This is a genomic window from Shewanella woodyi ATCC 51908 (assembly GCF_000019525.1).
Lineage (GTDB): Bacteria > Pseudomonadota > Gammaproteobacteria > Enterobacterales > Shewanellaceae > Shewanella > Shewanella woodyi.
This window is the reverse complement of the sequence record NC_010506.1, coordinates 1269390-1282168: the sequence shown is the minus strand read 5'-3', so window position 1 is coordinate 1282168 and position 12779 is coordinate 1269390. Positions and strand designations below refer to the sequence as shown.

Here is a 12779-nt window from a genome sequence, read left to right as displayed (position 1 = left end):
TCGGTACAAAAATGGGGAAGCCATATTCAGTTCTCGTTGTCGATGATCATCCACTATTACGCCGTGGGATCTGCCAATTAATTACTTCAGATTCAGATTTTACTCTTTTTGGTGAAGCAGGTAGCGGCCTAGATGCCTTATCAGCCATTGAAGACAATGAGCCAGATATCATTCTGTTAGATCTAAATATGAAAGGGATGACAGGATTAGACACTCTAAATGCATTACGCCAAGAAGGGGTGACATCACGTATCGTGATCTTAACGGTTTCTGATGCCAAACAAGATGTTATTCGTATTATTCGTGCTGGTGCCGATGGTTACCTGTTGAAAGACACGGAGCCAGACTTACTACTTGAAAAGCTCAAAAATGCCATGCAGGGACATAGAGTGATCAGTGAATCTGTTGAGGAGTATCTTTATGAACTTAAAGATGCCGCCGATGAGGATGACTGGCTCAGTAACTTAACTCCTAGAGAGCTACAGATCTTAGAACAGGTTGCCGAAGGGAAGAGCAACAGAATGATCTCTGAGCTACTGCACATTAGCGAAGGGACAGTAAAAGTGCATGTGAAAAATCTATTGAGAAAAGGTCATGCCAAATCAAGAACCGAGATGGCAGTTCGTTACCTAAATCAGTAAATGAAACATAGCACATGGTATAAAGGCAGCGAGTCGCTGCCTTTTTCATTTTATTAATCAGTTAATGAGTTTCAGTTAAGAAAGCATGCCAGCTTTCAAGTGCTGCCTGAAAATCTTCTAGACCGCAGTAGGCTTCTGACTCACCATCATAGAGAGACATGGCATCTTCAAGCTCAAACTCTTCGCCATTTTCCAGCTCATTAGCAAAGATCCTCGCCTGCTCAGCATCTAGCTCCAAAGAGAGAGCTTTACCCACCATACGCCAGTGTATTAGCTGATTTGACTGCAGCTTAGCGGCAACCTGACAGATCTCATTATACTTTTCAGCACACTCCCCTAGCTCCTCAGCAAACCAAAAGCCTAACGCTTCATGATCCATACTGAAATTGGCCATCACAGTGCCCGTTAAGGTATTACGTCGAAATTCATATTCCATAAATTTTTTACCTTATATATCTCTAAGCTAATTTTAACTCAATAGCGGGTGGGATGGGTAACTAAAAGCCGGCGTCAGTAAGTCGTTCAGCAAATAGCTCAGTAAGTCGCTCGGTAAGTAGAATCACGGTTAGGTAGGAGCAATAAAAAGAAACGGATTAAAATCAGATACAAGACCAATTATTGCTGACATGGACCTTTAGAGTGTCCATTAATGAACAGACATAAAAAAGGACGCCTTAGCGTCCTTTAAATTCACACAAATGATGTATTAGTGTGCGTGAGCTTCTGGTGCTGCTTCTGCAGTAGGAGCTGGTGCTTCTTCAATAGAGAGCAGTTCAACCTCAAACACTAGCGTTGAGTTAGCAGGGATAGTACCTGTATCACGATCGCCATAAGCAAGCTCTGCAGGGATAACGAACTTGTACTTAGCACCAACTGGCATCAACTGAACACCTTCAGTCCAACCTGGGATAACACGATTTAGTGGGAACTTAGCTGGCTCGCCACGAGCAACTGAACTATCAAATTCAGTACCGTCAGTTAATGTACCAACATAGTGTACCTGAACAGTATCTTCAGCCTTTGGCTTCTCACCTGTACCTGGAGTCAATACTTCGTACTGAAGGCCAGATTCAGTAGTGACAACACCCTCTTTGGCTTTATTTGTCTCTAGGAATGCAGCGCTATCAGCAGCCGCTTTCTCAGCTAAAGCAGTCGCTTGAGCTTGACGCTTCTCATTTAACTTCTCATCAAGAGTCTGAAGTACAGTCTGCATCTCCTCTTCGGTTAGCTTAAGCTCGTCGTTCAAGCCATTGCTAAAACCTGTGATGATAAGACTACGGTCAACAGGTAAACCTAACTCTTCCTGCTCCTTGATGTGACCTGACATATACTTACCAATAGATGCGCCAACGCTGTAGGCTTGTTTCTGTGCTTCTGTTTTCAATTCAACATTGGCAGCAGTTTCAGTTGTTTTTTGTTCTTGATTACAAGCTGACAGACCAATAACGGCCAACGCAACCAGTGAGATTTTATAAATTGATTTCATTAAAGCTTCCTCAGCATCTTCTTGTAGTTACAATAACCTTACTCTATTAGGCGAACCACTTTATACTAGTTAAATATGATATTCCAATTACATTACTCAAGTTTCATTTTCAGATGATAATGTAATTTCACTTGACCTAGAGACAACAACTTTTGGAGCAAGTTCATGAAAAAAATCTTTTTGGTTATTTTTTACACTTTGCTTCTATCTGCTTGCCAACCACAAGCACTGGATACTCAAGAGTTAATCTTCGAGCCTAGCTATGATGCCAGCCTATCCTCACAAGGGGATCTCGCGCTAGTCAGTACCGCTAATAACGGGCTACAACTTTGGGATCTTCACAAGCAAACACAACTATTTACCTGGCGGCACGGTGAAGCTGGCGCCAGTGTTTTCGATACTGCTATCTCAGAAAATCAAGCCTATGCAGCTTCACTCAGCCGTGACTCTGTCGGCCTATGGCGTATCTCTGATGGCCACTCTCTGGGTTGGTGGTCACTCCCCTCTAGCGGTCAAAGTGTCGATGTAGCCAACAATGGGGCGCTACTTATCGGCTTAAATGATGGCAGCGTGATGTCTCTTAGACCCAATAGCCGCACACTGATTAAATTTCTAGGACACAGCGAGAAGGTCAATAGCGTCTCCCTCTCCTCCGATGGGGGGTTGGCACTAACAGGCTCTAACGATAAGCACGCCATCCTCTGGAACCCATCAAGTGGACAACCAATACAGGATTGGCAACTGGATAACCGGGTGATAAAGGTTAAATTAAATGCCAGTGGCAACTATGCCTTTATCGGTGATAGCACTAAGGTTGCTCAAATTATGGATAACGCAACCGGTGAGGTGATAAGCCAATTAAATATCCACCGAAGGAAGATGAACTTCTCGGCGGCGCGCTTCTCCAGCGATGATAGGCAGCTAATTACAGGCACTCCTGCAAGAGAGTTGATAGTGTGGCAGGTTAAAACAGGGGAAAAACTGGCTAAATGGCAAGTTCAGCGAACCAAACATGCCCAAATTAAGGGAGCCGTTGTATACTCTGTCGCAAACAAAGATCCAGATAGGATCATTAGTATCAGTAGTAACGGCCTTGTGGAAACTTGGCCAGTACCTGTCCATTAGAGGTAAAAATGGAACAATTAGCACAACGAGTCGAAGATCTTGAGATGAAACTGGCTTTTCAGGAGAGCACCATCGATGTCCTTGATCAACAAGTGATCAAGCTCAATGACCTACTTGCAGAGCAGCAGCATCAACTACGCGTTCTTATCAGCAAATTACAAAGTGTAGAACCGAGTAATATGGCGACTCAAGCTGAAGAGACACCACCGCCACACTATTAATACCAATCAGTATAAATAGATACTGCTGACTCAAATTAATTTCACAAAATTGATAAATGAGTCAGCAGATATTCAGCTAAATTATGTTTAGATGCTGCGTTTTAACTTGAATCTATTATACGGATACAATACCCAAACCACGGCAAGGTGCAGCTTCAATGCCTTGAGATAGCTTGGGTTTAAAGGATATAGTGTTCAACACAGTCCATATAAAAGGATATATATGCAGCAGGTAAGTCAAATTGAGGCGACACGATGAAGAAGTGGCTACTTATTCCACTGCTCAGCTTATCGCTAACAGGCTGCGCATTTAACAGTATCTTCATTAATTACCCCTCTCAGATCGCGCCAGTAAAAGCGCAGATAAACAGCAATGATCCGATAAAGGGTGCCGATGAGGTTGCTGATAATATCTCAGGTGCCGATGGCCTGCTCTATGCCCAAGAAGCGGGCAGAGTCGCTCAAATCGCTGGGGATTTTGAAGCCAGTAAAGCCTACTACCAACAAGCTGTTGCTGCTTACCTTGAGTTTGACGACAAAGCGACCCTGAGCGCATCAGATCTAGGTGCCACAGCCAGCAGTCTATTTATCAACGATAACGTCATTCCCTACCGCGGCCCAGGTTATGAAAGAGTGATGCTGCATCAGTATCAGGCACTCAACTACCTGTTAAGTGGTGATAAAGAGGGAGCGTTAGTCGAAGTTAGGCGCAGCAATAACTTACAAAGCTCTGAGCAGCGCAGATACCAAAAATCCAATGAGTCGGTTCAAGCGATTGCCAATGGCACCATTGATGCAGAAGTCAACAAGCTGGGCCAAGCGGCAGGAAGCGTCACCAGCTCATTTTTAAATGCTTACAGCTATTACATCACCGGGGTGCTCCACGAAATATTAGGGGAGCCCAATGACGCCTTTATCGATTACCGTAAAGCAGCTCAAATCGCTCCCAATAATCCCTACGTGCAAAAAGATCTCGTTCGCTTAGCAAAGCAGCTCTCTATGCCTCAAGCCGATGAGTTTGAGAAGCGCTGGGGCAAAGCGGCCAAGCCGAAAAAGGGTGAGGGAGAGGTTATCATCTTGGTTGAACGTGGCTTTGTTGACGAAAAACAGAGCTTAACAGTCCCTTTCCGAGTCCATGGTAGTTGGCAAACCGCGTCTCTGGCGACCTACCCATTTAACTCCCGCCCTGTCGCTAAGGGGCAAATCAAAGGCTTAGATAAGCGTTTAACCGCTGCACCTATCGCTAATATCGATGCGCTAGCCATCACGGCTCTAAAAGAGGAGCTACCTGCCGCTTTGGTCCGTCAAGCAGCGAGGGCCTATGCAAAAGCTGAGATGGCTAGAAGTGTACGCAGTGAATCTAAGGCGCGTAACAATGAAACCGATTTCGGCTCCATCGCCATGCAGATATTCAATGTCGTCACTGAGCAAGCTGATAGACGTAGCTGGCTAACCTTGCCTAAGCAGGCTCAAATAGCACGAACTTACGTTAATCAAGGCCAGTATTCAGTCCAATTGGACAACTCCTCTCCCGCCTCTGTAGAGGTAAAAAGTGGAAGAACAACACTGGTTTGGGTAATCGACACTGGTAATTACACCCGTTTTTATTCAATAATCATTTAAACAACATCTAATGGAACTCACTATGAAACATTTCAAACTAATTTTTCTGCTAGCAGCAGCGATTGGCCTAGCAGGTTGCCAATCTAAAGTTCAGTACGGGGATGCCACAGAAGTGGAAACCGTTAATGAAAACTTTGGTTCAACCGATCTACAAGCTATCACATCTAAGATGGTTGATAGTATGCTGACCTTCCCACCAGTCATGGTAATAACGGCTAACGATCGCCCTATCGTCTTTGTCGACAAGATTAAGAACAAGACCTCTGAGCATATCGATACAGAGTCTGTCACTGACTCTATCAGCAATAAACTACTTCGTTCTGGTAAGTTCCGCTTCATCGACATGACTAAAGTTGATTCAGTACGTAAACAACTGGATTACCAAAATAATGCCGGTATGGTTGACCCTTCTACTGCCATCAACTTTGGCCGTCAAATCGGCGCACAGTACATGCTCTACGGCAACCTTTCTAGCATAGTTAAGCAAGATGGCAGCACCACAGATGTGTACTACAAGATGACCATGCGTCTGATGGATCTTGAAACAGGTCTAATTGAATGGTCTGATGAAAAAGAGATCCGCAAGGTAAGATCTAAGTCTTTCCTTGGTCTATAAGCGAATAAGAACATTAAGATAAGTTTGAAAATGCCAACCTTTGGGTTGGCATTTTTTTAAATATCAACCAACTAAACTGTAGAAGCTAAGCTCATCCCCATCAAAGTTCATGACGCTCAGTCTATTATCTTCAAACAAACCGTAGCTAGGTTTATTCTCTCCTCTCGGGATTGTGACAGAGCCTGGGTTAAAAAGGATTATCTCCCCCTGTTTTTCAGCAACTGGTAGGTGGGTGTGCCCCGATGCGATAATGTCACCTGCACTCAGGTGCGGGCAGTTATCACTGCGATAGAGATGTCCATGAGTTAAAAAGAGTCGACGACCGTCGCCAAGCAACACCCAGTTATAGTCAGCCATCATAGGAAAGCTCAGCAGCATCTGGTCCACTTCACTATCACAGTTACCACGCACAGCAATAATCTTATCAGCATAACAATTAAGTAACTCAACCACTTTCATGGGAGCATACCCCTGAGGTATGGCATTTCTTGGGCCGTGATTGAGAATATCCCCAAGTAGCAGTAGGTGCTGAGCGCCACTTTGTTCAAACGCCTTAATCATCTTCTGGGCGCTTTCAAAGCAGCCATGAATATCCGAGGCAAAAAAAAGTTTCATAAGATAGGCACTATGGTAAAAAAAGGAGCAGTATCATACGCCCTTTTTCATCACATTACCGTTAACTCTGTCCCATGTAGAAAAGAGTGCACACTCATAGTCTCAATTGCCGAAATCGGGTACTCTAAGCCAAATAATAATGATTAGGACCTTAACCTTGGATCTGCTGCGCCTCAGCCTTAGCTCTCTACTCTCTCTCGCCCTCTTTTTTAGTGTTGCCATCTCCCCAAAAGCAGAGACCAAAAGAGCAATAATTGAATCACGAGTCTCAGAGCTCAGCTATCAAGTATCACTCTCACTCATTGATAAACCAGAACTTCATGGGGTGAGTAAAATTAACTTCAAACTCACTGAGAGTGAACAGCCACTCACCTTAGCCCTTAGCCAAGCTCAAGTCAGCAGCTTCATTATCAATGGCCATAAGATCTACCCTAACTATGATGGAGAGCAGTTCACGCTGAGTCCAAGACTATTGGAGAGTGGCAGTAACACCATAGAGATCCACTATCGCGTTGCACTCGACAGTGAGAAGAGCGGCATGAGTCGTGTTATCGACCCGCTAGATCAACATATCTACCTCTACTCCAATTTCGATGAGGAGAGTGTCAGCCAGCTCCTGCCTATTTTCAATCAAGGTAATAAAGCTAGTTTTCAATTCAATATCACGGCGCCAAAAAGCTGGACCGTAATAACGACTCAAGCCGAGACAGAGCTGATTTCGAAGGGCGAATTTAATCTCTGGCAGTTTCCAGCAAGCCCAGAGCTGCTTCCCTATCAGCTCCCTCTTTACGCGGGGCCTTTTCAGATCTGGCACAACACCACAACAGAGCTCCCACTTAGGTTGATCTCCCGCCAATCGGTTAAAGATACAATCGATTCAGAGCTGTGGTTTTCCAGCGCCCACAATGCACTTGCTAAGTTTACTCAACAGTATGGCCAGCCCTATCCAAATAATAAATTTGACCTGATAATCAAGCCCTCCTCTTTAACCATCTCCTCAAAAATTGGGGTAGGTAGCTTCAATGAGCAAGATTTAACTCCAAGTGACGAAGATAAGTTTGCACAACAGAGCCTTACCTCTCAAATCGACTATCAAGTATCTATGCAGTGGTTAAACAAGTTAAATGTTGTTGAGCAATCTGAAGCTGGCGAACTTGCTCGCTCTTCTCTGCGTGAAAGCTTAGCAAGTTATATGGCAATACAGGCGCAAGCTGATGCAGGCGAGTACTCTCCAATTTGGCATCAGTTCTACCTGAAACAGAAGCAAATCGCCTATGAGCAAGATGAGCTCTATGCCCTCTCTCTGGCAGGAAAAACGCCAGCCATGAGCCCGTTTAAGGGAGCTGCGATACTCAAACAGCTTGAGTATCAGTTCACAAGCCGTCATTTTCGACAGACACTCACAGATCTTCTGAGCTCACAAAGCGAGCATCTTACACTAGCCGACTTTATCAACAAGTTAGCCTCAAGTGAAAAGCCCCTCAATTCCCCCCAAGATAAAGCACAGCTTCAAGCTACGGCAGCTCACATAAAAGTCGACTTTAGCTGCGCAGATAAGCGTATCACCTCATTTACTGTACTGCAGAGCTCAGCAAGTGACATGAACAAGGATCTGAGCAATAAGCTAAACACGCAAAGAGTCACTTTAGGTTTATATACTAAGGGACGACGCCAACTACACCGTAACCTAGATGTCGCCATCACGTATCAAGGTGCAAAGACCCAAATTAACCGGCTTATTGGGGTTCGCTGTCCCGATCTCGTCTATCCCAATGATCACGACTGGGGTTACGTGAAAGTTGAGCTGGACCCAAAGTCTATGGATACAGCCAAACTTGAGCTCAGTACTCTCGAAGACCCTCTGCTCAAATCATTGTTATGGCAAACCCTGTGGGAGAGTGTATTAGATGGAAAACTGCCACTGGATCAATTTTTAGGGGCGGTGTTTATTAATCTTCCCCAAGAGCAAAATCCAGAAGTATTAGCTCAAGTATTAGAGCTGCTGATAAAAAGTAAAACCTATCTGGAGCAGATGCAGCCAATGCATCTGAGTTATACCCGTAGTGCACTAAAAGGGATGGCTCAGATGAGTTTGAGAAAAACCATGTTTTACAACCAAAGCCCTGCACTGCAAAAACAATGGTTTAATGCCTATATTCAACTTGCGACCAACACTCAATCCCTTGATCACTTGCAGCAACTCATAGAAGGTTCTACTCACATTAACGGCCTTACCTTAACGCAAGCTATGCGCTGGAGTATCGTCAAACAGATTAACCGCTACGATCATATTAAGGCTAAAAAGCTGCTGTTAGCCGAACAGAAAAATGATAGTTCACAGAGCGGTAAACTCTCCTTTGTTGCAGCTCAAGCATCGCGTCCAGAAGCCAATATCAAACGGCGATGGCTGACTAGAATTCAAAGTGATGAGCGAATTTCCCCTGCTATCATAGAGCAGGTCATTCCCAATCTTTATCCTAAAGAGCAGGCAGAGTTAAGTGCGATGACCGCCGAATTAAGGTTGACTAGATTAAGCGAATTAGACAGCCGCAAAACGCCTGAGTTTATGGATCTGTATGCTAAACATTTAATTCCGGCTCAATGTAGCTACCGCGGCATAGCAACCCTCGAAAAAGCCCTAAAGGAGTATACAAACTTCTCCCTCACCGCGTTGCAAAAGAGAAAGCTCTCGCAAACCAGTCAAGAAGCTCTACTTAGCGCCTACCTAGATGAGGTTCGCTGCGTAAGAATTAAGGAGAGATTACTTCATTAATACCAAGATGGTGAAATTAGCCAGACTCACCATAAAGTAGTGTTAATCACAGAGAAAAGGCTAAGCCTAAATTTAACCTGATGATAAAAATCACTTTTTATTTTGGCATGAGGTTTGTATTAAACAGATCAGCTTGATACATTTTAATACAGCATTGATATTACCCAATTATAAAAAAGAGTAAGGAGTATAGGTTATGGGACCTTTTGAGATTGCAGCTATCGCTATCATCGGCGCTTTTTCGGTGAGTGCTTATAAGGAATACAACAAACGCAAAGGAGATGTGGACTCAGGTGAAGTGGACGCCTTAAAAGCGGAGCTCGTAAAACTTCAGGAAAGAGTTGCAACCTTAGAGACCATAGTGACTGATAAGTCATACCAGCTCGGTGAGCAGATCAACAAGCTCTAACAAAACAAAAAGCCAGCGATTAAGCTGGCTTTTTGTTTTATACCAATCAGTATTAGAAGACTGCGATTAAGCGAACAGCTCTTTAATATTTTTTAGATCGCCCTTACCCTCAGCTAACTCCTGCGGAGTCAAACCCGACACCTCGTGAGGGAAGACTAACCACTCATCAGACTCATGGATAAAGTAATCAGGTTTTAGTGGAACAGCGGTATTTTTAGGCTTGTAGTAAGGGCAAGCGATACGAACATCTTTAGGTAGGTTAAGACGCATCAAATCACTTAAGTTTTCCATAAGGGCATGGATACTACGGCCAGAGTCAAAAACATCATCGACAATCAAAAGCCCATCATCAGCGTTAGCATTCTCGACGATATAGTGCAGACCATGAACCTTAATCTGTTTACTCTGCTTATCTGTGCCTATGCCGTAGTATGAGGAGGTACGCACTGCAATGTGATCGGTTTCTACCTCTTTAAAGTCGAAATACTCCTGAACCGCGATACCTATTGGCGCACCACCGCGCCAAATGCCCACAATAAACTGCGGACGAAAGCCGCTCTCATACACCTGCGCCGCTAAGCGAAAAGAATCTTCAAGTAACTCTTGAGCTGTAATAAACCGTTTATCAGACATCGAACCGTCCCCATCTTGTTATTTATATAATATGGTCAATGTGGTAGGTAAGGCGCCATCCAAAAGATGGAGATACGCGGCTCACTCTGCCCAATTGAGCAAAATTACCGACACCTACCAGATTTTGGAGCGAAATTTTAAACTAAAAATAGGCTTTATGCTCTATTTAAAGTCAAAAGTTGTTACATGAGATAAAAAGCCACCTCAACTGAGGTGGCTTTAGCGAACGAAGGGGTCTGTTACGCAGGCATTATTTTCGCCGAACCTAGCTGGCTAACAGCGCTATAACGTTTATCCATATCTTCACTAAACTCCGTAGATTCGATGGTATCAACAAAGTGCCAGTCACTACGCACCTGCTCTGCTGTGAAAGTCAGAACCATAAAGCCACGGTCGCGCAGGTTAGTGTATTGCAGACCATCGACCATCTGAGTCACGCCAGCTTCTGTTGCAGCTTGCTGATCGGCAGGGATCCCTAAGTAAAACTCTAAGCCTGGTGAGGATACTGAGCTAGTTGCAAACTCAACACCAACGGTATCGCCACCAGCATCACTGAGCTCATTTGCCCAGGCATTATGGGTATCACCAGCAATAACGACAAGATTACTCCCTTTTGATTTAGCCGTGCCTAAGATAACTTCACGCTCATAGGCGTAACCATCCCAAGCATCTAAATTATAAGGAATATTAGGCAATTGCAGTTGCGTCATCACCTCAGGCGTTAACCTATGCTGGTTCGCGATCAAAAAACTATACTCGCTAGCCGTTAAAGTTGGATCATTGGCCTGAGCCCGTGCAGCTATCTGCGCAATCGCTCCCAACTCAGCAAACTCGGCGATACTTAACTGCTGAGTGGCAATTGCTGCCGGAAGCAACATTCTGCCCATCAATACCTGCTGCCCTAACACCTGCCATTTTCCGGTAGCCGTTAATAGGCTCTGCTGTAGCCACTGCAGCTGCTCTTGACCTAGCATGGTACGCTCGGTACTCGTCACATCTGCCATAAACCTCGCACTGTCTATACCTTGTGTTGCTGGATCGATGTAATCGGCATAATCCAATGGTTTATTACGCGCTAAGACGCGTGTATCCATCATATGCAGGTCGACAAGATCACCGAAGCTAAATGAGCGGTAGATTTCTTCATTGTTCCCTTCACTCCAAGGGCGGATCGGTAACCATTCAAAATAGGCCTGAAGAGCAGCAGCTTTTCTGTCATCGAAACTACCCTCACCCTCATTATGGTTTTCAGCACCGTCAGACCAAGTATCGTTTGCGACCTCATGATCATCCCACACTGTGATAAACGGCACCTTGGCATGAAGCTTCTGCAAACTTGCATCACCGCGATATTGGCCATAACGGGTACGGTAATCACTGAGTAAAAACAGCTCGCCCTCTGGTAACACTTCTCTATCAAGTTCTGCAGCATTCTCGCTGGCATATTCACCACGAGCATACTCATAGATATAATCACCAAGATGAATCACTGCATCCAGCTCATCTTGCTGAGCGGCCAGCTCATAAGTATTAAAGTAACCAGCGGGGAAGTTAGCACATGACATCACCGCCAATTTAACGGAGTCAACAGCACCTTCTGGTAAGGTGCGTGTCATGCCCACTTCAGAGGAGAGCTCACCTGAGGTAAAGCGGTAGTAATAAGCTGTGCCCGAGTCTAGGCCGATGGCATCGACCTTCACGGTATAATCACGCTCTGCGGTTGTTACCATTTCGCCATTAGTGACCAGATCGGTAAAGCCTGAATCTGTTGCCACTTCCCAACTTACTTTCACATCACCTTCGCTGCTTGGACTGACACGAGTCCATAAGATCACAGCGCTATGGCTAGGATCGCCACTGGCAATACCATGACTAAAGCTTGCTTGAATCGCACTAGCATCGTCATCATCACTGCTACTACAACCCATCAAGCCATAGGAAACAACAGCAGCACCCACACCTTTAGCCGACATGGCTAAAAAATCTCTACGTGTAAAAGACCGGTTCATTATTATTATTCCTTTATTTTTATCATCTCGTAGTGGTAAGAGGTCTTACGAGTATCTATTTTGCAACACTACTATGACATTTATGAGACAAAACTCAAGGTTATGGATAATTTTGCAGCAGGCGATCTTTTTTATCTTATATAATCAAAGTAATAAGCTAATGAGAAAAGGAGTGGTGCAATGAATGTCAGGGATATAATGAGTACTCAACTGGTTTGTATCAGCGATGAAGCCAATTTAAAAGATGCACACAGCCTAATGCAAAACCGCGGTGTACGACATCTACCAGTGATCTCAGAATCTGATGGCAAACTTGTAGGCATACTGACTCACAAGAAGATGATAAGCACTGTAATGTCTATGATCTACAAATATGGCGCCGATGCGCTAGATAGAAAAGAGCGAAATCAAGGGATCCAGCCCTTGATGGAATCTGACTTTCAACGGTTAGCTCAAGATGAGCCTCTTGCCATCGTAGTTGAATATTTTATCGATAATAAACTAGGTTGCCTGCCCGTTGTCGACTCTGAAGGTAAGATTGAGGGGATTGTGACATCCTCAGATTTTGTGAAACTCTGTGCAGAGCTACTCAAAAGCCAATAATATCAATTAGCATAACTATAAAAAC

Annotated in this window: 13 protein-coding genes; 8 read left to right on the top strand and 5 right to left on the bottom strand. The window is 44.4% G+C overall.

What is annotated here, in order from left to right; genetic code table 11:
• The first annotated feature begins 11 nt into the window (after positions 1–11).
• Positions 12–641, top strand: coding sequence for a response regulator (locus SWOO_RS04945; RefSeq protein WP_012323610.1), 630 nt, complete (start codon positions 12–14; stop codon positions 639–641).
• A gap of 61 nt (positions 642–702) precedes the next feature.
• On the opposite strand, the gene SWOO_RS04940 is transcribed toward SWOO_RS04945, so the two are convergent.
• Both SWOO_RS04940 and fkpA read right to left on the bottom strand, forming a co-directional pair.
• Positions 703–1077 (bottom strand): YacL family protein, encoded by a 375-nt coding sequence (locus SWOO_RS04940; protein WP_012323609.1) that lies wholly within the window; start codon positions 1075–1077, stop codon positions 703–705.
• A gap of 270 nt (positions 1078–1347) precedes the next feature.
• Entirely contained in the window at positions 1348–2127 is a 780-nt protein-coding gene (gene fkpA / locus SWOO_RS04935) for an FKBP-type peptidyl-prolyl cis-trans isomerase (RefSeq protein ID WP_012323608.1), read from the bottom strand.
• Between the two features lie 165 nt (positions 2128–2292).
• On the opposite strand from fkpA, the gene SWOO_RS04930 reads away from it, so the two are divergent.
• The 4 genes from SWOO_RS04930 to lpoB all read left to right on the top strand — a co-directional run bounded on the left by SWOO_RS04930 (position 2293) and on the right by lpoB (position 5712).
• Positions 2293–3252, top strand: coding sequence for a WD40 repeat domain-containing protein (locus tag SWOO_RS04930; protein ID WP_012323607.1), 960 nt, complete (start codon positions 2293–2295; stop codon positions 3250–3252).
• 8 nt (positions 3253–3260) lie between these two features.
• A complete protein-coding gene (locus tag SWOO_RS04925) occupies positions 3261–3473 on the top strand; it encodes a SlyX family protein (RefSeq protein WP_012323606.1) in 213 nt (70 codons plus the stop codon).
• Between the two features lie 255 nt (positions 3474–3728).
• Positions 3729–5096, top strand: a complete 1368-nt coding sequence (locus SWOO_RS04920; RefSeq protein WP_012323605.1) for a COG3014 family protein — start codon at positions 3729–3731, stop codon at positions 5094–5096.
• Positions 5097–5118: 22 nt separating this feature from the next.
• Positions 5119–5712 (top strand): penicillin-binding protein activator LpoB, encoded by a 594-nt coding sequence (lpoB, locus tag SWOO_RS04915; protein ID WP_012323604.1) that lies wholly within the window; start codon positions 5119–5121, stop codon positions 5710–5712.
• A gap of 63 nt (positions 5713–5775) precedes the next feature.
• On the opposite strand, the gene yfcE is transcribed toward lpoB, so the two are convergent.
• Positions 5776–6327, bottom strand: coding sequence for a phosphodiesterase (gene yfcE / locus SWOO_RS04910; RefSeq protein ID WP_012323603.1), 552 nt, complete (start codon positions 6325–6327; stop codon positions 5776–5778).
• Positions 6328–6466: 139 nt separating this feature from the next.
• Between yfcE and SWOO_RS04905 the strand changes: the two genes are divergently transcribed.
• Both SWOO_RS04905 and SWOO_RS04900 read left to right on the top strand, forming a co-directional pair.
• Positions 6467–9100, top strand: coding sequence for an ERAP1-like C-terminal domain-containing protein (locus SWOO_RS04905; RefSeq protein ID WP_195742858.1), 2634 nt, complete (start codon positions 6467–6469; stop codon positions 9098–9100).
• Between the two features lie 196 nt (positions 9101–9296).
• Positions 9297–9509: a hypothetical protein gene (locus tag SWOO_RS04900; RefSeq protein ID WP_012323601.1), complete on the top strand. Its 213-nt coding sequence runs from the start codon at positions 9297–9299 to the stop codon at positions 9507–9509.
• 66 nt (positions 9510–9575) lie between these two features.
• On the opposite strand, the gene SWOO_RS04895 is transcribed toward SWOO_RS04900, so the two are convergent.
• Together SWOO_RS04895 and SWOO_RS04890 are read right to left on the bottom strand one after the other, a co-directional pair.
• Positions 9576–10142: a phosphoribosyltransferase gene (locus tag SWOO_RS04895; protein WP_012323600.1), complete on the bottom strand. Its 567-nt coding sequence runs from the start codon at positions 10140–10142 to the stop codon at positions 9576–9578.
• A 239-nt stretch (positions 10143–10381) separates the two neighbouring features.
• Positions 10382–12151 (bottom strand): alkaline phosphatase D family protein, encoded by a 1770-nt coding sequence (locus SWOO_RS04890; protein WP_012323599.1) that lies wholly within the window; start codon positions 12149–12151, stop codon positions 10382–10384.
• A 180-nt stretch (positions 12152–12331) separates the two neighbouring features.
• Between SWOO_RS04890 and SWOO_RS04885 the strand changes: the two genes are divergently transcribed.
• A complete protein-coding gene (locus SWOO_RS04885) occupies positions 12332–12754 on the top strand; it encodes a CBS domain-containing protein (RefSeq protein WP_012323598.1) in 423 nt (140 codons plus the stop codon).
• Positions 12755–12779: the final 25 nt, after the last annotated feature.

Bases quoted from the DNA above. Each gene is read 5' to 3' on its own strand.
- SWOO_RS04900 (WP_012323601.1), top strand. From the start codon at position 9,297: ATGGGACCTTTTGAGATTGCAGCTATCGCTATCATCGGCGCTTTTTCG.
- SWOO_RS04895 (WP_012323600.1), bottom strand. From the start codon at position 10,142: ATGTCTGATAAACGGTTTATTACAGCTCAAGAGTTACTTGAAGATTCT.
- fkpA (WP_012323608.1), bottom strand. From the start codon at position 2,127: ATGAAATCAATTTATAAAATCTCACTGGTTGCGTTGGCCGTTATTGGT.
- lpoB (WP_012323604.1), top strand. From the start codon at position 5,119: ATGAAACATTTCAAACTAATTTTTCTGCTAGCAGCAGCGATTGGCCTA.
- yfcE (WP_012323603.1), bottom strand. From the start codon at position 6,327: ATGAAACTTTTTTTTGCCTCGGATATTCATGGCTGCTTTGAAAGCGCC.
- SWOO_RS04885 (WP_012323598.1), top strand. From the start codon at position 12,332: ATGAATGTCAGGGATATAATGAGTACTCAACTGGTTTGTATCAGCGAT.
- SWOO_RS04940 (WP_012323609.1), bottom strand. From the start codon at position 1,077: ATGGAATATGAATTTCGACGTAATACCTTAACGGGCACTGTGATGGCC.
- SWOO_RS04925 (WP_012323606.1), top strand. From the start codon at position 3,261: ATGGAACAATTAGCACAACGAGTCGAAGATCTTGAGATGAAACTGGCT.
- SWOO_RS04905 (WP_195742858.1), top strand. From the start codon at position 6,467: ATGATTAGGACCTTAACCTTGGATCTGCTGCGCCTCAGCCTTAGCTCT.
- SWOO_RS04890 (WP_012323599.1), bottom strand. From the start codon at position 12,151: ATGAACCGGTCTTTTACACGTAGAGATTTTTTAGCCATGTCGGCTAAA.
- SWOO_RS04945 (WP_012323610.1), top strand. From the start codon at position 12: ATGGGGAAGCCATATTCAGTTCTCGTTGTCGATGATCATCCACTATTA.
- SWOO_RS04920 (WP_012323605.1), top strand. From the start codon at position 3,729: ATGAAGAAGTGGCTACTTATTCCACTGCTCAGCTTATCGCTAACAGGC.
- SWOO_RS04930 (WP_012323607.1), top strand. From the start codon at position 2,293: ATGAAAAAAATCTTTTTGGTTATTTTTTACACTTTGCTTCTATCTGCT.